Origin of the sequence: Mycobacterium sp. RTGN6 (assembly GCF_033804605.1) — a bacterium.
Classification (GTDB): Bacteria; Actinomycetota; Actinomycetes; order Mycobacteriales; family Mycobacteriaceae; genus Mycobacterium.
This window is the reverse complement of the sequence record NZ_JAPZKZ010000017.1, coordinates 47,825-70,224: the sequence shown is the minus strand read 5'-3', so window position 1 is coordinate 70,224 and position 22,400 is coordinate 47,825. Positions and strand designations below refer to the sequence as shown.

Annotated in this window: 22 protein-coding genes; 12 read left to right on the top strand and 10 right to left on the bottom strand. The window is 66.1% G+C overall.

Annotated features, from left to right (window positions below):
* Window positions 1-4: 4 nt before the first annotated feature.
* From SLQ33_RS31800 to SLQ33_RS31790, 3 genes are read right to left on the bottom strand one after another with little or no spacing between them, the layout of a single operon-like run.
* A complete protein-coding gene (locus tag SLQ33_RS31800; protein WP_319457916.1) occupies window positions 5-850 on the bottom strand; it encodes an LLM class F420-dependent oxidoreductase in 846 nt (281 codons plus the stop codon).
* A gap of 58 nt (window positions 851-908) precedes the next feature.
* Window positions 909-2,378 (bottom strand): ATP-binding protein, encoded by a 1,470-nt coding sequence (locus SLQ33_RS31795; protein ID WP_319457915.1) that lies wholly within the window; start codon window positions 2,376-2,378, stop codon window positions 909-911.
* A 12-nt stretch (window positions 2,379-2,390) separates the two neighbouring features.
* The gene (locus SLQ33_RS31790) at window positions 2,391-4,088 is read right to left on the bottom strand and encodes an FAD-dependent oxidoreductase (RefSeq protein WP_319457914.1); all 1,698 of its coding nucleotides are present in this window, start codon (window positions 4,086-4,088) and stop codon (window positions 2,391-2,393) included.
* Window positions 4,089-4,421: 333 nt separating this feature from the next.
* On the opposite strand from SLQ33_RS31790, the gene infA reads away from it, so the two are divergent.
* The 8 genes from infA (at window position 4,422) to truA (ending at window position 9,097) form a co-directional block, all read left to right on the top strand.
* Window positions 4,422-4,643, top strand: coding sequence for a translation initiation factor IF-1 (gene infA / locus SLQ33_RS31785; protein ID WP_003418601.1), 222 nt, complete (start codon window positions 4,422-4,424; stop codon window positions 4,641-4,643).
* 86 nt (window positions 4,644-4,729) lie between these two features.
* Window positions 4,730-4,843, top strand: a complete 114-nt coding sequence (rpmJ, locus tag SLQ33_RS31780) for a 50S ribosomal protein L36 (RefSeq protein ID WP_003879483.1) — start codon at window positions 4,730-4,732, stop codon at window positions 4,841-4,843.
* A gap of 168 nt (window positions 4,844-5,011) precedes the next feature.
* Window positions 5,012-5,386, top strand: coding sequence for a 30S ribosomal protein S13 (gene rpsM, locus SLQ33_RS31775; protein ID WP_319457913.1), 375 nt, complete (start codon window positions 5,012-5,014; stop codon window positions 5,384-5,386).
* Window positions 5,387-5,392: 6 nt separating this feature from the next.
* Window positions 5,393-5,809, top strand: a complete 417-nt coding sequence (rpsK, locus tag SLQ33_RS31770) for a 30S ribosomal protein S11 (protein WP_319457912.1) — start codon at window positions 5,393-5,395, stop codon at window positions 5,807-5,809.
* A 20-nt stretch (window positions 5,810-5,829) separates the two neighbouring features.
* Complete coding sequence (gene rpsD, locus SLQ33_RS31765; protein ID WP_319457911.1) at window positions 5,830-6,435, top strand: 30S ribosomal protein S4; 606 nt, start codon at window positions 5,830-5,832, stop codon at window positions 6,433-6,435.
* A 79-nt stretch (window positions 6,436-6,514) separates the two neighbouring features.
* Window positions 6,515-7,567, top strand: a complete 1,053-nt coding sequence (locus tag SLQ33_RS31760; RefSeq protein ID WP_319457910.1) for a DNA-directed RNA polymerase subunit alpha — start codon at window positions 6,515-6,517, stop codon at window positions 7,565-7,567.
* 56 nt (window positions 7,568-7,623) lie between these two features.
* Complete coding sequence (gene rplQ, locus SLQ33_RS31755) at window positions 7,624-8,205, top strand: 50S ribosomal protein L17 (RefSeq protein WP_319457909.1); 582 nt, start codon at window positions 7,624-7,626, stop codon at window positions 8,203-8,205.
* 10 nt (window positions 8,206-8,215) lie between these two features.
* Window positions 8,216-9,097 carry a tRNA pseudouridine(38-40) synthase TruA gene (truA, locus tag SLQ33_RS31750; RefSeq protein ID WP_319457908.1) on the top strand — a complete coding sequence of 294 codons (882 nt, stop codon included), beginning with the start codon at window positions 8,216-8,218 and terminating at the stop codon, window positions 9,095-9,097.
* A 74-nt stretch (window positions 9,098-9,171) separates the two neighbouring features.
* Here truA and SLQ33_RS31745 read toward each other — a convergent pair whose 3' ends face one another.
* From SLQ33_RS31745 to SLQ33_RS31730, 4 genes are read right to left on the bottom strand one after another with little or no spacing between them, the layout of a single operon-like run.
* Entirely contained in the window at window positions 9,172-9,873 is a 702-nt protein-coding gene (locus SLQ33_RS31745; protein ID WP_413467689.1) for a cutinase family protein, read from the bottom strand.
* Window positions 9,874-9,904: 31 nt separating this feature from the next.
* Window positions 9,905-10,579 carry a cutinase family protein gene (locus SLQ33_RS31740; protein ID WP_319457907.1) on the bottom strand — a complete coding sequence of 225 codons (675 nt, stop codon included), beginning with the start codon at window positions 10,577-10,579 and terminating at the stop codon, window positions 9,905-9,907.
* A gap of 24 nt (window positions 10,580-10,603) precedes the next feature.
* Window positions 10,604-11,272, bottom strand: a complete 669-nt coding sequence (locus SLQ33_RS31735) for a cutinase family protein (protein ID WP_319457906.1) — start codon at window positions 11,270-11,272, stop codon at window positions 10,604-10,606.
* A 19-nt stretch (window positions 11,273-11,291) separates the two neighbouring features.
* The gene (locus SLQ33_RS31730; protein ID WP_319457905.1) at window positions 11,292-12,314 is read right to left on the bottom strand and encodes an EamA family transporter; all 1,023 of its coding nucleotides are present in this window, start codon (window positions 12,312-12,314) and stop codon (window positions 11,292-11,294) included.
* A 75-nt stretch (window positions 12,315-12,389) separates the two neighbouring features.
* Here SLQ33_RS31730 and SLQ33_RS31725 point away from each other — a divergent pair, with 75 nt between their 5' ends.
* Window positions 12,390-12,947 (top strand): CGNR zinc finger domain-containing protein, encoded by a 558-nt coding sequence (locus SLQ33_RS31725; RefSeq protein ID WP_319457971.1) that lies wholly within the window; start codon window positions 12,390-12,392, stop codon window positions 12,945-12,947.
* A gap of 8 nt (window positions 12,948-12,955) precedes the next feature.
* On the opposite strand, the gene SLQ33_RS31720 is transcribed toward SLQ33_RS31725, so the two are convergent.
* From SLQ33_RS31720 to SLQ33_RS31710, 3 genes are read right to left on the bottom strand one after another with little or no spacing between them, the layout of a single operon-like run.
* Window positions 12,956-15,019, bottom strand: a complete 2,064-nt coding sequence (locus SLQ33_RS31720) for an FAD-dependent oxidoreductase (protein ID WP_319457904.1) — start codon at window positions 15,017-15,019, stop codon at window positions 12,956-12,958.
* Between the two features lie 31 nt (window positions 15,020-15,050).
* Window positions 15,051-15,788 (bottom strand): hypothetical protein, encoded by a 738-nt coding sequence (locus tag SLQ33_RS31715; RefSeq protein WP_319457903.1) that lies wholly within the window; start codon window positions 15,786-15,788, stop codon window positions 15,051-15,053.
* Complete coding sequence (locus SLQ33_RS31710) at window positions 15,788-17,317, bottom strand: hypothetical protein (protein WP_319457902.1); 1,530 nt, start codon at window positions 17,315-17,317, stop codon at window positions 15,788-15,790. The genes SLQ33_RS31715 and SLQ33_RS31710 overlap by 1 nt, the downstream gene beginning before the upstream one ends.
* A gap of 56 nt (window positions 17,318-17,373) precedes the next feature.
* Between SLQ33_RS31710 and SLQ33_RS31705 the strand changes: the two genes are divergently transcribed.
* From SLQ33_RS31705 to SLQ33_RS31695, 3 genes are all read left to right on the top strand, one after another.
* Complete coding sequence (locus SLQ33_RS31705) at window positions 17,374-18,066, top strand: hypothetical protein (protein ID WP_319457901.1); 693 nt, start codon at window positions 17,374-17,376, stop codon at window positions 18,064-18,066.
* Window positions 18,063-19,115: a polyprenyl synthetase family protein gene (locus tag SLQ33_RS31700; RefSeq protein ID WP_319457900.1), complete on the top strand. Its 1,053-nt coding sequence runs from the start codon at window positions 18,063-18,065 to the stop codon at window positions 19,113-19,115. Before SLQ33_RS31705 ends, SLQ33_RS31700 begins: the two co-directional genes overlap by 4 nt.
* Window positions 19,116-19,189: 74 nt before the next feature.
* Window positions 19,190-22,363 (top strand): ATP-binding protein, encoded by a 3,174-nt coding sequence (locus tag SLQ33_RS31695; RefSeq protein WP_319457899.1) that lies wholly within the window; start codon window positions 19,190-19,192, stop codon window positions 22,361-22,363.
* Window positions 22,364-22,400: the final 37 nt, after the last annotated feature.

The window sequence follows — 22,400 nt, the reverse complement described above, 5'->3', positions numbered from 1 at the left end:
TTGATCAGACGAGGCCGAGCGGGCCAGCGAGTTCGGCCAGCGCGGGCACCAGCTTGTCAGTACCCGTCAACACCTGAACTGGAACATGGTTGGCACCCGCGGTGAGGTGTTCGGTGAGCCGGGCCGCGATGGCCTCGGTGGTTCCGTACGCGACGACCGCATCGACGAGCGCGTCGCTGCCCGGCTTGGCGACGTCGTCGTCGGTGAAGCCCAGCCGCTTCCAGTTGTTCAGGTAGTTCGCCAGGTTCAGGTAGATCTCGAGTGCCTTGCGCCCGACGGCGCGCGCTTCCGCGGTATCGGTGGTCGGCACCACCTTGTGCTCGGGTGCGATGAACGCGTCGGGCCCGACGAGCTCGCGGGCCTGCGCGGTGTGCTCCGGCGTGGTCAGGTAGGGGTGTGCGCCCGCGCTGCGCCTGGCCGACAGCTTGAGCACCTGCGGGCCCAGGGCGGCGACTACCCGGCGGTCCTTCGGGACCCCGTACGTGTCGAGCTCGTCGAGGTACTCGGTGAGCGCGTCGTAGGGCTTCTTGTACTCGGTGACCGCTTCGGGGTGACCGACGCCGATGCCGAGCAGGAACCGGCCGGGGTACGCCTTGTCGATGCGGTGAAACGACTCGCCGACGGGGCCTGCCGCCGCGGACCAGATGTTGACGATGCCGGTGGCGAGCTGCAGCTTGTCCGTGGCGCCGAGGATGGGATCGATCCAGTCGAGTTCGGCGGGCGGCGATCCGCCTGCCCAGATGGCCCCGTAGCCGAGGGCCTCGATGTCCTTCAGTTGCGCGGGGGAGAGCTGCTGGAACTGTGTGTAGTGGCCGAACACGCCGAACTTGCCGAGATTGGGAGTCGTCATGGTTGCGACAACCCGATACGCCGTTGCGACTATTCCGAATCGCTCAGTTTGATCCGAACTAATCCGCGCTGTCGGCGGGCGCCTCTTCCGGCTTGGGCGCCACCAGCGGCAAGACGATGCTGAAACGCGTGTCGCCGGGCTTCGACTCGACGCGGATGTTGCCGTGGTGCTTCTGCGCGACGATGCGCCACGCCAGGTCCAGGCCGAGACCCGTGCCCTCGCCGAAGGCCTTGGTGGTGAAGAACGGCGTGAAGATGCGGTCGACGATGTCCGCGGGAATGCCGGGCCCGTCGTCGCAGATCTCCACCTTGATCGCGTCCTCCCCGACGGGACAGGTGCGGATCGTCAGCGTGCCGTGACCGCCCATCGCCTGGATCGCGTTGTCGATGATGTTGGTCCACACCTGGTTGAGATCACCTGGGTAGCACTGTAATTCGGGCAGCGAGTGGTCCAGCTCCTTGATGAGCTTGACGGGCTTGTCCTTGCCCACCTTCTCGCCGAACATCATGATCGTGCTGCGCAGCAACTCGTGGACGTTGGCGCTCTGATACGGCGCACGGTCCATCTGCGAGTACTGCTTGGCGCCGGCTAGCAGCGCGGAGATGCGACTGCTCGCCTCGGCGATCTCGTTCATGCGCTGCTCGGTGTCGATGGTGTACTTCAGCCAGCCGAGCGCGCCCTGCAACGACGCCGTCGCGTCGACCTCGTCGACCGACGCCAGGATCCGCTCGAGCCAGTCGGTGTCCAACCCGGCTTCGACGAATGTTGGCGCGTAGTCCCAGGCGCCGATGATGTCGTGCCCCTCCAGCCAGTCGCCGATCGCGTCCTCGCGGTCTGAGGTCTCGAGCGCGGAGAGTTCCAGCGACTTGGACTTGGCCACCTGCTCGGCGACCTCGTCCTGGATGCTGACCAGCACCCGCAAGGCCTCGGGGGTGAACTTGCCGTCGGCCAGCATTGCCAGCTTGTGGCGCATCTTGCCGACGGTCTCGCGCAGGTCGGACACGGCGCGGGCCGTGGCCGCGGCGGGGTTGTTGAGCTGGTGCGTCAGGCCGGCGGAGAGCTGGCCGAGCGCAAGCAGCTTCTCCCGCTGGTCGATGATCTGCCGCTGCCGCAACCCGCCGACCTTGAGGCCCTCCAGAAGGTGGACCGCCATGGGCAGTTCGGTCTTGACGAACTCGCCGAACGCCGTCGCGTCGAGCACGAAGAACTTGGACGGCTTGGTGACCCGCACCGACGACTCGTAGACCTGTGGGACTCCGTCGACGTAGGCGCTCCACGCCCCGCAGTAGACGCCGCGCTGCGACGTCCGGCCGGTTTCGATGTCCGCGCCGCCCGAGCGCTTCGACATCACCAGCTCACCCTCGATGAGCACGTAGAAGCACGTCGCCGCCTCACCCTCAAGGCAGATGGGCCCCGGCTCGTAGCGAGCTACGTACCCGTGCACGCACAGCGACTCCAGTTGGCGGTCGGTGAGCTTCTCGAACAGGAATAGCGTCCGAAGTTCGTCGGGCAGGCACGTCTCGCCCATGGGTGGTCCTTTCTAGGCCTCGGCCAGGTAGCGGTGTACCAGCATCACTGCCATCGATCCTTCGCCGACGGCAGCTGCCACCCGCTTCGCGGATTCGGCACGCACGTCTCCTGCAACAAACACACCGGGCACACTTGTTTCCAAGTGGTGAGGCGGCCGTTCCCGATTCCAGCCGCAGACGTCCTTGAGGTCGGGCCCGGCGAGCACGAAGCCGCGGTCGTCGAGGGCGAGCACACCGTCGAGCCAGCCGGTGCGAGGCGTTGCCCCAATGAAGCAGCACAAGCGTCCGCAGTCGACCTTCTCGCGCGCCCCGGTGCGCTTGTCCTCGAGCCAGAGCCCGGAGAGGTGGTTGTCCTCACCGCACGTGTCGACCACTTCGGTGCAGGTCCGGACGAAAATGTTGGCGGTGTTCTCGATCTGCTCGATCAGATAGTGCGACATCGATGCCTCGAGCGACGGCCCGCGCACCAGCAGCGTCACCGACTTGGCCGTCTTCGACATGAACATCGCCGCCTGGCCCGCCGAATTGGCGCCACCGACGATGTACACGTCCTCGTCGCGGCATTCCTCGGCGTCCGACACCGATGCGCCGTAGTAGACGCCGCGCCCGACGTAGTTGGAGCCGTCGGGATCCTCCGGGTCGCTCCAACAACCCACGACCCGCAGCTGCTGATACTCGACGCCAGTCGCGAGGATCACCGATCGGGCACCGATTGTGCTGCCGTCCTCGAACTCGATGGTGGGGGCCGACTCACCGACGTGGAGCTTGACCACGTCCCGGGTAGTGATCACCTCGGCGCCAAACCGCTCTGCTTGCCTTCGGGCCGACGTGGTGAGGGTGGCGCCCGAGACGCCGTTCTCGAACCCGAGGTAGTTCTCGATCCGCGAGCTGCGGCCAGCCTGCCCGCCGGTGGTGGTGCGCTCGATGAGCACGGTGCCGAGCCCCTCCGACGCCCCGTACACCGCCGCGGCCAAGCCGGCCGGCCCACCGCCGATGACCGCAAGGTCGTACATCGGCAACGAGGGTTCGGTGGACAATCCGAGCAGTTCGGCCAGCTGGCCGTCGGCGGGTTCGACGAGCACGGACCCCTTCTCGGTGATCACCACCGGCAGTTGCCGGCCGTCCTGCCCTGCGGCTTCGAGCAGCTGCATGCCCTTGGGTTCGTCGGCCATGAACGCGCGGAAGGGGAACTGGTTGCGCGCCAAGAACTGACGCACCTCCCATGACCTCTGGTTCCAGCGGTGACCGATCACCTTCGTGTACGGGATGGCGCGGTCACCGACGGCGTGCCACTCCTCGAGGAGTTCGTCGATGACGGGGTAGAGCTTCTCCTCGGGCGGGTCCCACGGCTTTTGCAGATATTTGTCGAGGTCGATCACGTTGATGGCGTCGATCGCGGCGTGGACGTCCGCATACGCCGTCAGTAGCACCCGGCGGGCGAGCGGAAAGAGGTCCATCGCCTTCTCGAGGAACTCGATGCCGTTCATCTGGGGCATGCGGTAGTCGGCGACGAACACCGCGACGGTCTCGCCGCGGAGCTTGAGCTCCTTGATGGTCGCGAGCGCGTCCGGGCCAGACTCGGCTCGCACGATGCGGTACCGCTCGCCGTAGTGGCGGCGCAGGTCTCGGGCGACGGCCCGCGACACGGCAGGGTCGTCGTCGACAGTGAGGATCACGGGGTTACGGGGCTGGGGCGCAGGTCCAGTCATCGCTACCAATTATGCGCCGGTCGTCCAGCGGATATCGCGTCACGGTCTGCTGCTCTGAGCGAACGCCGCCTCGGGGGCCGTCGCCTTCTCCTGCGCTGCGCGGGCATCGCCCGTAAAGTGATGCGTGACCTGCCCTTGGCGGCGATTTTGGGTGGGCCCGTCGAGCGAGTACCATGGACCAACGGTGCGGCTTCCGCGCCGACTTTCTGCGTGCTTTGTCTCGGACCCTTGGGAATTCTCCCGATCCGGCTCACGTTTTTTAGTCGGATCGAAGGCTGCGCTGCAGCGGGCGCAATCACATACGAAACCAAAAGCAAGGATCGCTACAAGAGTATGGCCAAGAAAGACGGTGCCATCGAGGTCGAGGGCCGCGTGGTCGAGCCTCTACCCAATGCGATGTTCCGCATTGAGTTGGAGAACGGTCACAAGGTGCTTGCCCACATCAGCGGCAAGATGCGGCAGCACTACATCCGCATCCTGCCCGAGGACCGCGTCGTCGTGGAGCTGTCTCCATACGACCTGTCCCGGGGCCGCATCGTGTACCGGTACAAGTAACCCGCGTCGAACTCACGAACCACCTCTAGACCACGTGACGAGCGCTTGCGCGAGTCACACATGAAACCCAGAAGGATCGAACAGCCGTGAAGGTGAACCCGAGCGTCAAGCCGATCTGCGACAAGTGCAGGGTGATCCGCCGGCATGGGCGGGTCATGGTGATCTGCTCAGATCCGCGTCACAAGCAGCGGCAGGGCTAGCAGTACCCACAACTGAATGCAGACCTCCCAGTACCACTGAGCAGCAGGCGCGCCAGCGCCAAAAAGACGTAGTAGTGGCTGCTCATCACGTCCGGCACGGAGGCCGGACCCCACGAGGTGGGAACGGACTGGGAACAGACCTCCGCATAGAGAAGGAAACACTGCCTGATGGCACGTCTCATGGGCGTCGATCTCCCGCGTGACAAGCGCATGGAGATCGCGCTGACCTACATCTACGGCATCGGCCGTACCCGCTCCCAGGAGATCCTGGAAGGCACCGGCATCGACCGGGACCTGCGCACGAAGGACCTGACCGACGATCAGGTGTCCCAGCTGCGCGAGTACATCGAAGGCAATCTCAAGGTCGAGGGTGACCTGCGCCGCGAGGTGCAGGCCGACATCCGTCGCAAGATCGAGATCGGCTGCTACCAGGGCTTGCGGCACCGCCGCGGCCTGCCCGTGCGTGGCCAGCGCACCAAGACCAACGCGCGCACCCGCAAGGGCCCGAAGCGCACCATCGCCGGCAAGAAGAAGGCCAGGTAAACCCCGATGCCACCAGCAAAGAAGGCCGCGGCTGCCCCCAAGAAGGGGCAGAAGACCCGCCGCAAGGAAAAGAAGAACGTTCCTCACGGCGCCGCGCACATCAAGAGCACGTTCAACAACACGATCGTCTCGATCACCGATCCGCAGGGCAACGTCATCGCCTGGGCGTCCTCGGGCCACGTCGGCTTCAAGGGTTCGCGCAAGTCGACGCCGTTCGCCGCGCAGCTGGCTGCCGAGAACGCCGCACGCAAGGCGCAGGAGCACGGCGTGAAGAAGGTCGACGTGTTCGTCAAGGGTCCTGGCTCGGGCCGCGAAACCGCGATCCGTTCCCTGCAGGCTGCCGGCCTCGAGGTCGGCGCCATTTCCGACGTCACCCCTCAGCCGCACAACGGCTGCCGTCCGCCCAAGCGGCGCCGGGTCTAGGGAAGAGGAGTTAGAGACAGATGGCTCGTTACACCGGACCCGTCACGCGCAAGTCGCGCCGCCTCGGCGTCGACCTCGTCGGCGGAGATCAAGCATTCGAGAAGCGCCCCTACCCGCCCGGCCAGCACGGCCGCGCGCGGATCAAGGAGAGCGAATACCGTGACCAGCTGCAGGAGAAGCAGAAGGCCCGCTTCACCTATGGCGTCATGGAAAAGCAGTTCCGCCGCTACTACGAAGAGGCCAACCGCGTCGCAGGCAAGACGGGTGAGAACCTGCTCCAGATTCTGGAGAGCCGGCTCGACAACGTCGTGTACCGCGCCGGGCTCGCCCGTACGCGTCGCATGGCTCGTCAGCTGGTCAGCCACGGCCACTTCACCGTCAACGGCGTGAAGGTCGACATCCCCAGCTACCGCGTCTCGCAGTACGACATCATCGACGCGCGCGACAAGTCGCTGAACACCGACCCGTTCGTGATCGCGCGCGCCGTCGCGGGTGAGCGTCCGATCCCGGCGTGGCTGCAGGTCGTTGGCGAACGCCAGCGCATCCTCATCCACCAGCTGCCGGTGCGGGCGCAGATCGACGTGCCGCTCTCCGAGCAGCTGATCGTCGAGTTCTACTCGAAGTAATCGTCGCACCGGCCACCCGGCCGGTAAGACACCCAGACGGCATCAAATAGCGGGTGCCGAGAAGGAGATAGAAGAAACCATGCTGATCTCTCAGCGTCCCACCCTGTCCGAAGAGTCGCTTGCCGAGAACCGCTCGAAGTTCGTCATCGAGCCGTTGGAGCCGGGATTCGGCTACACCCTTGGCAATTCGCTTCGGCGCACGCTGCTGTCGTCCATCCCGGGCGCAGCGGTCACCAGCATCCGCATCGACGGCGTGCTGCACGAGTTCACCACCGTTCCCGGGGTGAAGGAAGACGTCACCGACATCATCCTGAACCTCAAGGGCCTGGTCGTGTCGTCCGAGGAGGACGAGCCGGTCACCATGTACCTGCGCAAGCAGGGCCCCGGTGCCGTCACCGCGGGTGACATCGTTCCGCCTGCCGGCGTGACGGTGCACAACCCCGACATGCACATCGCGACGCTGAACGACAAGGGCAAGCTCGAGGTCGAGCTCGTCGTCGAGCGTGGCCGTGGCTACGTCCCCGCCGTGCAGAACAAGGCGTCGGGTGCCGAAATCGGCCGCATCCCAGTCGATTCCATCTACAGCCCGGTGCTGAAGGTCACCTACAAGGTGGAGGCCACCCGCGTCGAGCAGCGCACCGACTTCGACAAGTTGATCCTCGACGTCGAGTCCAAGAACTCGATCACCCCGCGTGACGCGCTGGCCTCGGCCGGCAAGACGCTCGTCGAGTTGTTCGGTCTGGCACGGGAACTCAACGTCGAGGCCGAGGGCATCGAGATCGGTCCCTCGCCTGCCGAGGCCGACCACATCGCGTCGTTCGCGCTGCCGATCGACGACCTCGAGCTCACGGTTCGTTCGTACAACTGCCTCAAGCGCGAGGGTGTGCACACGGTGGGCGAGCTGGTCTCGCGCACCGAGTCCGACCTGCTGGACATCCGCAACTTCGGGCAGAAGTCCATCGACGAGGTGAAGATCAAGCTCCACCAGTTGGGGCTCTCGCTCAAGGACAGCCCGGCGACGTTCGACCCGTCGGAGGTTGCGGGCTACGACGTCGCAACCGGCACCTGGAACAGCGATGCCAGCTACGACCTGGACGGCGACCAGGACTTCGCCGAAACCGAACAGCTCTAACAAACCGTCCCGGTCCTACCTGATACGGGGATCGGCCACATTAGGAGATAGTCGCAATGCCCAAGCCCACCAAGGGTCCCCGCCTCGGCGGGTCGTCCTCGCACCAGAAGGCGCTGCTGGCCAACCTGGCCACGTCGCTCTTCGAGCACGGCCGTATCAAGACGACCGAGCCCAAGGCGCGGGCGTTGCGGCCCTACGCGGAGAAGCTCATCACCCACGCCAAGAAGGGCACGCTGCACAACCGGCGTGAGGTGATGAAGAAGATCCGCGACAAGGACATCGTCCACGTCCTGTTCGCCGAGATCGGTCCGTTCTTCGCCGACCGCGAGGGTGGCTACACCCGCATCATCAAGGTGGAGGCACGCAAGGGCGACAACGCCCCGATGGCCGTCATCGAGTTGGTGCGCGAGAAGACTGCGACCAACGAGGCCGACCGGGCCCGCCGCGCCGCGTCGTCGAAGGCCCCGGCGGCCCCGGCCGCTGCCGAGGTCGAGGACGCTCCCGCCGAGGAGACCGTCGAGGACGTCAAGGCTGAGGACGAGGCCATCGAGGAGGCTCAGGAAGCCGAGGCTGCCGAAGAGGTTGCCGAAGCTGAAGAGGCCGCCGAGGACGACAAGGCCGACGACGCCAAGTCGTAGCACCGACGCCATGAACGAGCCCGCCATCGAATCCGGTGGCGGGCTCGTTCGTATTCGCCTCGACGTTGCTTACGACGGAACCGAATTCGCGGGCTGGGCCGCACAATCCGGCCAGCGGACGGTGGCCGGTGTGCTCGACGAGGCGCTCTCGACGGTGTTCCGGGTGCCCGTGCAGGTGCGGGCCGCCGGGCGCACCGACACCGGCGTCCACGCCACCGGTCAGGTCGCGCACGTCGACGTTCCCCAAGAGGCGCTCGTACACGCCCAGCCACGCACCCCGCGTCCCAGTGAGCCCGAGTTCTCGCCGCTGGTACGCAGACTCGGACGCTTCCTGCCCGCCGACGTGAGGGTGTTCGACGTCGCCAGGGCACCGGACGGTTTCGACGCGCGCTTCTCGGCACTGCGCAGACACTACGAGTATCGGCTGTCTACGGCGCCGTATGGCGTCGAGCCGCAGCTCGCCCGCTACGTGACGACGTGGCCGCGGCGGCTCGACGTCGACGCCATGACCGACGCGTCGCGACACCTGGTGGGGCTGCACGACTTCGCCGCGTTCTGTCGACATCGCGAGGGCGCCACCACGATCCGCGACCTGCAACGGCTGGATTGGGAGTGCGACGGCGACCGCGTCACCGCCTACGTCACCGCGGATGCGTTCTGCTGGTCGATGGTGCGCTCGCTCGTCGGTGCCCTACTCGCGGTGGGGGAGGGCCGTCGCGATCCCGGCTGGTGTGCGGCACTGCTCAACTCGACCGCACGGTCCAGCGACTTCACCGCCGCGCCCGCCCGTGGCCTGACGCTGGTTCGCGTCGACTATCCGGATGACGCGGAACTCGCGGCGCGTAGCAGGGTCACGCGGGACGTGCGGTCAGCCGACGAGATCGGACGCTAACGCTCACCGCCGAGACTGCGGTGAGATCGCGAATTTTGCGAATTTGACGATCTCACCGCAGTCTCGGCAGTGGTTCAGACCCGGCCGGCCACGAAGTCGGCGGCCTGATTGGGCATGCCCGCGCCGATGTAGGCCTTGGCGAGGTGATCCGACCAGTTGTTCTCCCAGGTGTCCGGATCGGCTGGGTTGCAGACCGGATCGTCGCCGTGGCACAACTCGATGGTCCGCTCGCTGTAGAGCGGGTTGAAGTTCGTGATGGGTCCCACCCATTGGCTGCCGTTGCCGAACAGCGCGACCGCGGCGATGTGCTGGTCGGCGCCCGGTGGCAACGGCTCCTTGAACCCGAAGAACCCGAACGACAGCGCCAGCACGACGTCGGTGACCGCGGCGCCAAGGGAGTACCCACCGAGCACGATCCGGGTGTCGGGGCAGTTCGCCATGGTGCTCTGAACGCGCCGGCTCATGTCGTTGGCACCCACGTCGATCTGGTTGTCGGCGGGGTATTGCACCGCGTAGAGGTTGACGTTCTTGCCCGACTTCTGGCGTAGCGCGCCGACGAACGTGTTGCCGATCTGTCCGGCGCCGGCCGGTTCGAGCCGCCCGCGCGCGAAGATCACCTCGACGGCGGGGCAGGCCGCGGACGCCGATGGAATGCCGACGCCTGCGACGGTGGGCGTCACCAACACCGCGCTTGCCGTGAATGCCGCGATGGCAGCGGAGACGACGAACCTACGAAGCGGGCGACGGATCACGAAATCGATGCTAGCCGAACGCATTGACGCGCGCGTAGCTCGAAATCATGCGTGGTTACAGCAACCCGGCGATGAAGTTGGCGGCAGCGTTGGTCGGTCCGCCCGGATACGCGCTGTGGGCCTTGAGGTTCTCGCCGTCGGTCTGGCAGACCGGGTCGCCGCCGTTGCACAGGTCGATGGACCGTCCGCCCCACACCGGGCTGGTGGTCAGCGGCAGGCCCAGCTTGGCCGACGGGTTGCCGAACACGGCGATTCCCGCGACGAAGTCGGGCGCGTTGGGTGGCAGCGGGTTGTTGAAGCCGATCGCCGGGATGGGCACCGCGGCGATGACGTCGATGACCGCCGCACCCTGCGAAAAGCCGCCGAGCACTAGCCGGGTGTTGGGGCAGGCGCCCATCATGAACTGGATGTGGCCGCTGGCGTCGTTGGCGCCGCCGGCGGCAGCCAGGAAGTCGAAGCTGGCGGGATAGTTCACCGCGTAGGCGCCGACCGAACGGCCTCCGACCTTGTTGCGCAACGAGTCCACGAATGCCCCGCCGACGCGTCCGAGGCCGGGGGTGTCGTCGGTGCCGCGGGCGAAGACGACCTCGATGTCGGGGCAGTCGGCCGACGCGGTACCGAGCCCACCGATGGCCGTCGGCGACATCACGGGCACCAGGAGGGCGGCGGAGGCGGTGAGTGCGGCCGTCGCAGTGGCAACGACATAACGGCGAATTCGATCAAACGTCACGCCGAATGATAACCGGAAGATCGGCTAAATGAACCCGCCGACATAGTTCGCGGCCTGTTGGGCGAGGCCAGCACTGACGTAATCGCTATGCGCGAACGGGTTGCGGCCACGCGAACAGATCGGGTCACCGTCCTTGCACAGATCGATTGCCCGGCCACCCCAGACCGAGCTCGTGAGCGGCAGTGAGAACTTCGTGGACGGGTTGCCGAACACCGCGACCGCGGCGATGGTCTGCTGCAGACTGGGGTCCAGCGGCGGGGCGGAGCCGACGTCACCGATCTTGTTGCCGAGCGGTGGAACGCCGGCCAGCATGTCGACCACCGCCGCGCCCTGCGAGTAACCGCCGAGCACGAGCTTGGTGGAGGGGCATTGTGTGCCCATGAGCTCGATGCGGGCGGCCGCGTCGTTGGCGCCCTGGGCCGCGTCCAGGAAGTCGTAGCTGGCCGGATAGTTCACCGCGTAGCTGGTGACCGTGCGACTGCCGACCAGCGGGCGCAGCCCGTCGATGAAGGCCTGGCCGACTCGTCCCACTCCCGGGGAGTCGTTGGTGCCGCGAGCGAAGATCACCTCGATGTCGGGGCACGCACCCTCTGCGACGGCGGGCGCCGCGCTGAGCAGGGCTGCACTGCCCACGAGCACCGACGCGATGGCGCCGAGCCGGTAAGCCGCTTTGAGCAAGTTCACGTACGCCATCTTCACATATCGAGCTCAGCTACGACCAACCGTTTGCTCTTTGCTCGGAGCAGGCGCCGTCGACCGGGGTCTCCGGCCATTCGGCCTGCGCCACCTTCTCGCTGCGGTCGCCCTGGCGAGCCAATGTCAGCCCGACGAGAACCACCGCGCCGCCGACGGCTTGGGTGAGGGTGATGGCCTCCCCGAGCAGGGCCCAGGCCGCGAGCACCGCGAACAGCACCTCGGAGAGCCCGACGAGCGAGGCGAACCGCGGCCGTAGCCGAGCGATGCCCATGATGCCGAGGGTGTACGCGATCGCGGTAGGCACCAGCGCCAGCGCGATGACCGGGATCACCCAGGACGTCGTCCACCCCGCGATGACGGCGTCGTTGGTGGTGAAGGTCAACGGCATGAGGCCGGAGAGCCCCAGCAGCGCCACGGCGACCGCGCCGACGACGAGCCCGCCCGCGGCCAGCGTGATGGAGTTCAACCCGCTGCCGTCGGCGGTGACTTCGTCGGACATGACGAAGTAGCACGCCGCGCAGACCGCGGCGGCCAGGGCCCAGCCCACGCCGACGAGGTTGATGTGCGCGCCCGAAAACACGTTCAGCACCAACATGATTCCCGCGATCGCCAGGGCGACGCCCGCCATCGTCAGGGTGCTCGGGCGGCGGCGGGTGGTGGCCCAGAGCCATCCGACGACGAGCAGCGGAGCGGTGTACTCGAGCAGCAGGGCGACGGCGACCGACAGGTGCCCGACGGCGTTGTAGTAGCAGAGCTGTGCCCCGGCGATGGGGACCAGGCCGTAGGCCACGACGGTCTTCCAGTGGGCGAGCGCCTCGCGGATCCAGTCGGGCTTCATGGCGGTCGCGAACAGTGCCATCGCGAGCGCGCCGCCGGCCAGCCGTGCGGTGACCGCGGCGGTCGGGCTCCAGCCCGCCTCCATCAGCGACTTGGCCAGCGGCCCGGACAGGCCGAACGCGAAGGCCGAGGCGACCGCGAACAACAGACCCAGCCGGAAGTGGTCGACGGTGCCCTGGCTCTTGTCCATCTGTGCAGTCATGTGGCACCTCCGGGCATGTAATGAGTAAAATCAATATTGGTCATGACGTTACCGCTGAGAGGAGTCATGAGTCAATTGATTTTCACTCATGACACTGAGCTCACACTGCGAGCTGCATGTGTGCTGGTCAACACCGATCGAGTCGACGGCGAGCGACTCGGCGACATGGCGTCGCTCGACGAATATCTCGACGGCTTCGGCTGGACCGGGCGCCGCGACAAGGACGGCGCCGAGCTCGAGTCGGTCCATCGGCTACGGGAACGGGTCGGCACGATCTGGGCCACCGCCGACGACGAGGAGCGTGCCGTCGGCCAGGTCAACGCCCTCCTGAGCGACACCCGGGCCTCGCCGTGGCTGACCAGGCACGCGGAGATGCCCGAGTGGCACCTGCACCTGGCGTCCATCCACGACCCGCTCTGGCAGCGCATGGGCGCCGAGATGGCGATGTCACTGGCCGACCTCATCCGTGCGGGCGAGTTGCGTCGGCTCAAGAGCTGCGCGGCGTCCGACTGCGAGGCCGTGCTGGTCGACCTGTCGCGCAACCGATCCCGCATGTTCTGCGACACCGGCAACTGCGGAAACCGCCAGCACGTGGCCGCGTATCGCGAACGGCGGGCGAAGGAGGAGGGCTGACGGGCGTGTTAAGGGAGGTAGAAACCTCGTACGCGGTGAAAGCGGCCGTGTCCGAGGATCGCGTTGGCTGCCTGTAGGCCCGACAGCACCGCCGACTCGATGCATCCGGAGTTCAGGCCTGAGTCAGTCCAGTCGCCGGCCAGTACCAGGTTGTCGTATCCGCTCTCGTCGGGGCGCAGTCGGTATTTGTCGGACCCCGGAACCGACAAGACATAGCGATCGGACGGGTCGACGTTCACGCTGAGATACTGCGTAGCCAGCGCAGCACTACCGCGATGGCCGTTCGCCCCTGCGAGCAGATGCCAGGCGAAGCCATCCTCGGTGACCGCGCCGGGCATGTGCACGCCAACGCGGTGATCGAGGAAGTGCAGCGCCTCGGCTTGCGCTCGTTCGCGACAAAGCGCGACGTACTCGGGCCCGTTCATGGTGGTCGGCCATTCCGCGTCCAATGCGCCGCAGAAGTAGCCCACGGACTGTGGGCGATCCTCCGCGGGCCAGTCCTCCGCCCACAGGGTCTGCGGCATCGACGAAAAGGTATCGATCGGCGGTATGTAACCGCTCGCGGTGATCGCGGGCGCGGCCATGCCCAACGCTCTGTGGTCGGGACGCAGCCAGATCTGCAGGCCCTGGGTGGCGATGGTGCGCACGTTCGTCGTCAGCTCGCGCCACTCGGCGCGGTCGGCGATGAGTTCCTGGGCCACCACCTCGACCATGCCAAGCGAGACCGCGAGGATGACTCTGTCGAAGTCGACGCCGCGGCGTAGCACCCGCGCCTCGGCGTCGTCGCGTACGCCGAAATGCGATTCGAGGTCGTCGACGCCGTCCCTTGCCTCAATCTGCTCGGCGCGCGCACGGTGCGGGAAAACGGGTAGGTCGTGCACGCGGGTCAACGGCTCGTAGTGGTCGACGCCGTCTGCGAGTCGAACCTGGCGGCCCATGGTGATCGCCTCGACGTTGTGCCGATGCCGATCGAGGTGCAGTGCGTCGAGGCGATGGAAGAACTCGAATTCGACGCCGCGCCTTCGCAAGGCCTCGTACATGGGAGCCATGACGATGTCGCCCATCCCAGCGGTCATCTTCCAGAAGATCGCACCCTTGTAGGTGAAGAACATCAAGCCGACGAGCAGCATCCCAACACCCGCGGCGAACGTCGGCCGTTCCAACTGCCCGTTCTCGTACCCGAACACCATGTTGTACATCGCGCGAAGGACGGGGAACTCCAACACTTCTGGGTGAGCGCCGTGGCGCAGCACCCAGGATCCGTAGTCCTCGTCGTTGATGGCTCGAAAGCCTTGCGGATTGGTGATCAAGCCGTCGGCCATCACCCCACGGGTAATCGCGACCACCAGCGACAACAGAATCCAGGACAACCGGTGGTCAGTCCGGCGCTCGTAGTCGAGGGCGTCGCGGATGGCTTCGAGCGCTCGGGTGAGCAAGCCAACTTGAGTCGCGTTGACAGGTTGTGGATCAGCCAGCGCGGCCAATGCGGCCAAGGCGGCATGCCGCACGGCATCGAGGGACTTCTCCCGAGCAGGGGGCTCGGCGGACGTCGACAGCGTCAGCCCGTTGTCGCCCATCGCTCGCAGAGAATCCGAGAAGTCGAGGATCAGCTGCAGAGCGCGCTGTAGGAAGTGGACGACGTCCATCCCGCCCGCTGGGGCGCCGGGTTCGCCCGGCAGGTCGTCGTTGCCGGTGAACCGTCCGAGCCAGAGCTGCCATTCGTCGTTCCAGCGGTCCGTCGCGCCGACGTCGTTGGCGGGGATGAACGCCTGATCCCATGTCTTGATGGGCACCGACGGATCCGTTGTGGCCCTGTCGAGTTCGGCGTAGCACTCGCGGATCAACGTGAACGCGTTCTCGTAGGACCCGATCCAGACGTGCAGACCGTGTTCCTCGATGCGGCCATTTTCGCCCCGACTGGACGCGCCCTTGCCGCCCAGCCGCCAGCCGCGCTGGTAGACGGTGATCGACTCGCAGCGGTCACGCCATCCGGGTTCGCTGAGTCGCCACGCGGCGGTCAATCCCGCCATGCCGCCACCGAGAATGGCGATTCGTTCCTTCTTGCGGCTCACCTGGCGTAAATACGTTGGCTCGTAACCGGTTTCACAATGGGATCGAGACGTCCACGGGGTCGGGATCGGGTGTGACGTCCGGGGCATCCTTCTTCGCGTACACGGCGTGGACCTTGCCCTCGTAGACGCCGCTCACCAGGCCACTGGCGTCTACCAGTACGCGGAACTTGGTGTTCGGCGGCTCCAGGGTCGGAGGGTCGAACGTGATCTTGCTCTTGGGAATTGGTGTATCGGTCGCATCCCGTTTGAGGTCGCCCGCGACCAGCGTTCGGACTTCGCCATTCGGTGCGGCCGGTGCCTCGAACTCGTCCGAGCGCAGGGGTTGAACTTCGAACCGGGCGGGTCCGGCGACGACGGTTTCCACGATCTCCATGCCGCCCGCGATCCCGATGTCGATCATCCGAGTCATCGACTCCAACCACATCTTGGCGGTGTAGTCCCTGTTCTCCAGGTGAATTGACGCGTCTTGCGCAACTGTTCCCGTCTGGCCAACCATGCGGCGGACCACGGACGCGATGTACTCACCCATTGCCAGCACGGTGTCGGGTGGCTTCTCTTCGATCGCGATGCGGCCGATGCGGGTGGCACCGGAGACGCCGACCTCGACCAACCGCGTCACCGTCGCGATCGCGTCCTTGAGGTGGTATTCGTTGGCGTCGATGCGCTCCGACTCGTCCGCCATGGCGGCCGCTGATTCGGCGACCATCTCTTTCGCGGTCTCGGCCAGGCGTGCTGCGACCCGCATCAACGGCGGCTTCGGCTCTGTCATCAGTCATCTCCTCCCGGTGCGGCTCCGTCGGACTGCGGTTGCAATGCAGCCGCGGCCTCCTTGAAGATCCCGGTCGCATAATCGGTCAACTCCGTGCCGAACCTGCCACCGAAGGCATTGACGTCGTCGAGCGAAAAGCCTTCGCCGTCGCTCCATCTCACGGCGAACTCACTCCCGAGCGCCGCGGCCGTATCGATGCCTCGCGTCATCTGCAATTGCATGGCCTTGATGATGGCTTTACGCCAGCCCGGCAGCAGCTCCACCTCCTCGGCTGGCCGCTGCGTGGCCGACTGGCTCACGTCGGCGGCCGGCGCCGCGGTTTCCGTCGATGGGGCGAACGGGGTCGGGTCATGCGGGGGGTGCTCCACCCCCGAGCTGAACATCTGACTCATGGCGTCACCCCAACCGAAGCCGCACGCCAGCGCAGCAGTCGCGGTGGGGCTGACGCCTCGGATGCGCACTTGTTTGGCGGTGCGTATCTTCACGACGGGATCGGGGCCGGTGCCGCTGATCGGACTGGCCCAGAGATAGCCGGCGTCGACTTCGAGCAAGCCGCAATCCTTGACTCTGGGGGGATCGTCGAGGTCGTAATTGACGAAGATGCCGTCGCCGGGTGGGGCGATGCCGTTCCAGAACCGCAACGCGGTTCGCATCTGCCACTGAGTCTCGTCGCCGCTCACGCTCTCGAGTAGGCGCGTCCAGCCCCGAGTCCGATCCGGCTGGATCGGATCTTGCTCCGACATCGACACGAAGAAGTCGCACATATCGGGCCAGTTGTGCGGATCGATGATCTTCGCAATCTGACTGAGCCGGAAGGGCGTGTCCCAACTGGTGGTCAGCACCGTGCAGAACTTTCCTTCGAGTTTGCGCAATGACCCCGTGCAGACCGCTGGACGGCTCAACACATCCTTGGTGTCAGGGTCGACGAAGACGTCTCGCGCCCGCGCAACTGAGTTGACATAGCTCAGGTAGTCGGCGCGGCTCCGGACGTCTCGCAAGGAGATCTTCAGGTCCTGGGCGGGGTCACCGCTGGAGTCGGATGACTTGTCGAGGCCGCGTGTCGGGACGGTGGACTCTTTGACCCTGGGAGCGATCGTGGGAATGAGCGCGTCCAGCGCGTCGGGTGCCCCCTCGGACGCCGGATCCACGCCTTCGAGCGGAAGTCGGCCCCCCTCGTACTCGCTGGCAATGCTCAGGATCGTGGCAGCGAACATCGACCTCGATCGCACGGCGGGACTCGCCGGCAATTCGTCAGGCGACGGGGCTGCGGCGAGTTCGTTGATCGCCTGGGCGTAGGTGGGGAAGATGACTGGACCCTCGCGACGGACTACGTCGCCGTTCTCGTCGCGTGGGAACAGTTCGTCCCTGCTGAGGAAGTGCTTCAGCTCGCGGTACCAGCCCTGCTGACCGATGCCCGTGGTACCCGGTAGGAAGGCTTCGACCAACTTCACGGTGTCGCCATTGGTTGCGTGACGCACGACTTCATCGATGGTGCCAAGCAAAGCCATCTGAGCATGAAGTTTGGACATGCCACGCCTTCCCCCGTCTGCAGATCTAGCATATCGGGACGTAGGCCTTGTGCAGCGTGAATGCGGGGGAGGATTTGATGAATGGCAAGGCGGGGGATGATGACGGCAGCATCGCCGATCTGCCGTGGGCTTCAGTGTTCGATCCAGCAGCGAATGTTCGTGCGCTCAGTGCGATCCAGGCGCGCGGCTTTCGCGCCGCGACAGAGGTCGTCGATCGCTTCGTGCGCCTCACCGAGCGGGGGTTCGGAGCACCGACTGGACCTGCGGACGAAGACCAATCCGACGGCATCGATCCCGGCCGTTATCCGGAGCTTGGGCGAATCGTCAAGTCTTTGCAGAATGCCGTGGGCCAGCTGGGCGAGTCCGCCCTTGGCGCGACGAAGGCCGCCGACCCGGGGCTCGACCTTGGGAACTCCGTGGCGACCGGTGAGGCTCGTCTCGAGGCGACTGAGCCCGGACCGGCCGTGACGGAGGTGTGGTTGCACAACCGGGGGCCGGTCGACCTCGGAAAGGTGCGGCTGCGGTGCAGTGACTTGCTGTCTCACGACGGCGCGTTGGTCGACTCGTCCCGCATCCGCTTCGAACCCGACGTGGTCCCGATGCCCGACCGGTCCAGCCGCGGGATAACGGTGGAAATCGATGTGCCGCAAGAGTGTATGCCCGGCCGCTATCGCGGCACCTTACTCGCCGATGGCCACGCCGACGTCTGGTTGCCCGTGGTGCTGAACGTCAAATCCCGTCCGACGTGACCAATACCGCCGAACGCGCAGAGCACGTCGCGTCCGTCGAGGACCGGCTTCGTCGCATGGGCAGGACGATCCGCAGCTCGATGATGGATGCGATGCCCGACGGTGAGCCGGTCCGGTGGTTGTACGCGCCGATGCGCGAATACCCGTCCCGGCCTGGCAAGGCGCTGCGTCCCGCACTCTGCATGTCGGCGGGTCGTGTGTTTGGTGGAAGCGCCGATGACTTGTTGGGCATCGCCGTAGCAATTGAGTTACTCCACAATGCGTTCCTCGTCCACGACGACCTCGCCGACGGTAGTGAGATGCGCCGTGGACGCCCGACCCTGGCGGCGAAGTATGGGTTGGCGGCGGCGCTGAACGCCGGTGACGGGCTTGCCGTCGTGGCGGGCCAGGTGTTGCGCGCGGCGACCCGTCGGCTGGATCGGGACCTCGCCGACCTGGTGTGGGCGGAGTTCGACACGATGGCGATGCGGACGCTCGAGGGACAAGCGACCGAGGCGGGCTGGCAACTCGACAACGTCGAGGAGCTGCGGCCCGAGGACTATCTCGAGCTGATCATGCACAAGACCTGTTGGTACACCACGATTCATCCGCTGCGGGTCGGCGCGATGGTCGGCTCGCGAGGCACTGCGGAGCTGGCGCCCCTGGTGCGGTTCGGCTTTCACTTCGGCGCCGCGTTTCAGATTCGCGACGACATGCTGAATCTCGTCGGCGACGAGCAGACGTACGGCAAGGAGATTCTCGGCGACCTCTACGAGGGCAAGCGGACGTTGCCGCTCGTACACCTGATGGCCAACTCGCGAGGTGCGGACCGCGACCTGGTCCGCGACTATCTCAGCCGAAGCCGGGAGGACCGCTCGGCCGACCTAGTACTCGCCGTTCGCGAACTGATGGATCAGCACGGCAGCATCCAGTTCACGACGGAGTTCGCCGAGGGTATTTTGCTGACGGCCGAAGAATGCTTCGAACAGGCATTTGCTGACGCGCAGCCTGGACCGGACCTCGACTTCCTCCGTTCGCTCGTGCCATACGTGTGGGCTCGCTGGCGCTAAAGCGCTAGCGGGGCCCAGGAGATGGGCGTCAAAATTGAAGTCGGGCGCATACTCATGATCAGAAAGGTGGTCCCGTGGCAGCCGACCTTGGCGTCTCCGAACGCGGGTCCGTTCGGAGTTGCGCCGCGTGCGGGCGCACACTTCGGGCAGCGGCGCGGTTCTGTGACGCCTGTGGCTGGCCTGCCGCGCCAACGGCAGCCGGCGAGCACAAGCAGGTAACGGTGCTGTTCGGTGATGTCGTGGGTTCGATGAAGCTTGCCGCCGTGCTCGATCCCGAGCGGCTTCAGGAAATCATGCACGAGGTCTTCAACAGGTCGGCGGTCATCGTGCAGCGCTACGGGGGGACGGTCGACAAGTTCACCGGGGATGGGCTGATGGCCCTCTTCGGCGCACCGATCGCGCTCGAGGACCACGGGCTGCGCGCCTGCATCGCGGCCTTGGAGATCCAGGAGGCCACGGCAGCGCTGGCCGCCGAGGTTCGTCGTCGCGACAAGGTCGGGCTGAAGATGAGGGTCGGCTTGAACTCCGGCGAGGTGATCGCCGGTGGGATCGGTCGCGGCCCGGGGCGCTACACCGCGGTCGGGCATCCCGTCGGGATGGCTCAGCGCATGGAGGCAGCGGCGCGGCCAGGGGCGGTCCTTTGTACCGAATCGACCGCGCGTCTGGTGGAAGGCACCGTGGCGCTCGGGCCACCCGAAAACATCCACGTCAAGGGTGAGAGCGAACCAGTAGTCGGGCACGAAGTCTTGTCAATCGCGTTGGACCAAGCGGTGATCGGCCGCGACGAAGGCCCGATGCTGGGGCGCGAGGCGGAACTGAGCAAGCTCCTTGATGTGTTCGCCTCCGGGGACGCGACCATGATCGCGGTCGTCGGCGAACCAGGAATCGGCAAGAGCAGACTCATCCGCGAAGTCGCCAGTCGGGCAACCCAACTGAAGGTCGACGCCGTCATCGCACGGTGCGATGCGCACACCACGAACGTGCCGCTGTGGGCCCTGTCGCGCATGTTGAAGGCAATGTTCGCGGTGGGCCGCCTCGACGCCGCTGCAGCCCGCGCCCAAGTAATCGACTACCTACCCAGCTCGATCGGCATGGATTCCGACGAGGCCAACATCCTCTTCGAACTGTTGGGCATCGCCGCGCCGGGCACCGCGCCCATCGAGCTGAGTTTGGACGCGAGGCGCCGCCGACTGATCGACACCCTGACCGCGGCAACCCACTATCGACCGCTTCCAACGCTCTTCATTCTCGACGACGTGCACTGGATCGATGCGGCCAGCGAAGCCACCCTCGCGGAGTTTGCGGCGAACCTGTCCGCGACCCGCTCGTCGCTCGTGGTCAGCTACCGCCCCGAGTACCGCGGCCCCCTGCGCCAGCAGCGCGACGTCTCGATCACGTTGGGGCCGCTGACCGACCAAGCGACGGCGGAGGTCGCCACTCGACTGACCGGAGCCGATGCGAGCGTCGGCGGAATCGTCGATCTCGTCGCGCGCTCGGCGGCTGGCAATCCCTTCTTCGTCGAGGAGATGGTGCGCGACCTGGCGGATCGAGGGGTGTTGGTCGGCAGCCGCGGCAACTATCGCCGAGGGAACGAGATCGATCACATCACGGTGCCTGCGACAGTGCAGACCGTGCTTGCCGCACGAATCGATCGGCTTCCGCCACAAGCCAAGTCGGCACTCAATGCAGCCGCCGTGATCGGGTCGACCTTCGACTTCGACGTCGTGCGGGCATTGCTGCCGAACACCGATCGCGCCGACCTTGCAGATCTCGTTTCGGTGGAGCTCGTCGACCAGATCGAGTTCGTGCCGCGCGTGCGGTTCTGCTTTCGTCATCCGCTGGTCAGGAAGGTGGCCTACGAAACCCAGCTGACCGCCACCAGGGCGACGACGCACCGCCGCCTCGCGGATGCGATTCAGGAGGTGAACCCAGCCGCCATCGAGGACAACGCGGCGTTGATCGGTACTCACTTCGAGGCCGCAGGCGACTTCGCGGCCGCGCACTCCTGGCACATGCGCGCGGCGAAGCGGCTCGAAACCCGAGACATGGTCGCCGCCCGTACCAGTTGGGAACGGGCGCGCCGCATCGCCGACCGGCTCTCGGAGGACTACCCGGGGGTCCTCGCGATGAGGGCCGCGCCACGCGCGATGCTCGCGTGGACCGACTGGCTGGTCGGCGCCGACCCCGATGCCGATACCCATCTCGAGGAGTTGCGAACGCTCACTGCGCAATCCGGTGACATGCTTTCGCTTGCGATGGGTATCGCGGGGCGGATGACCGCCCTGTGCACCAACTATGGCAAGCCGGCAGAAGCCGTAGCTTCGGCTGCTGATCTGGCAGGCATGATCGACGACATCAACGCCGATGCAATGCTCAAGGTCGACCTGCTGTTCACCGTCATGTGGGCGCAATTCCTGGTGTGCGACTACTCTGCGCTCTTTCAGACGGCAGAGCGGATACGCACCATCGCCGGAGCTGGCGTCAACAGCTCGGTCGCAAGGTGCACTGCCGTGTGCGGTGTGAGCAGAATCGTGACGGGTGACCCCGAGAACGGCCAGCGCGAGCTGAGGCTCGGTATCGAGCAAGCCCGCAAAACCGATGCCGTCACCTTCGCGGCGATGATGACGCTCAAGGCGGTCCTGACCGCTGTTGGCCTCGAACCGCCGGACGCCGCCACGCTGGAAGACGCGTATGAGGCGCTGCGACGGGCGGAGACGGTGGGGGACAACTTCGCCACCGCATGCGCCCTGTGGAGCTGCGGCACGGTGCTGCTGCGCATGGACCGCGGCTCCGAACAGACCGCGGTCGAGTACCTGAAGTCGGCGCGGGACATCATCATCAAACACCGCACGGTCGTCGTGGCGCTTGCGCCGATCGAAGCGGATCTGGCGATCCTGGCCGCGCGCGGAGGTGACCGTGACGACGCCATCGAGACCATGCGGACGGTCATCGGCCGTCAGCTGACGAACTTCGACGTCACGTTCCTGGGCGTGACGATTCCGGCGCTGATTCAGCTGCTGGTGGACAGGGGCCGTCCGGAGGATCTCGCCGAGGCGACCGCGATGGTGCAGGGGCTGGAAACTCAAGCTGCGCAATTGAACTTGCCCGCGATGGCGTTGTGCGCGGCGTTCTGCAAGACGGTGGTCGCGGAAACGGATTCGGCGAGAAGTGCTGCGATGAGCGAATACCGCGAGGCCGCAGAGCGCATCGGAGCTCGTGGCGAGCTTCTGTTGCTGCATCCGGAGTAACGGCGGGCGACGGGTCGCGGCCCGCTGATCGAAAGAG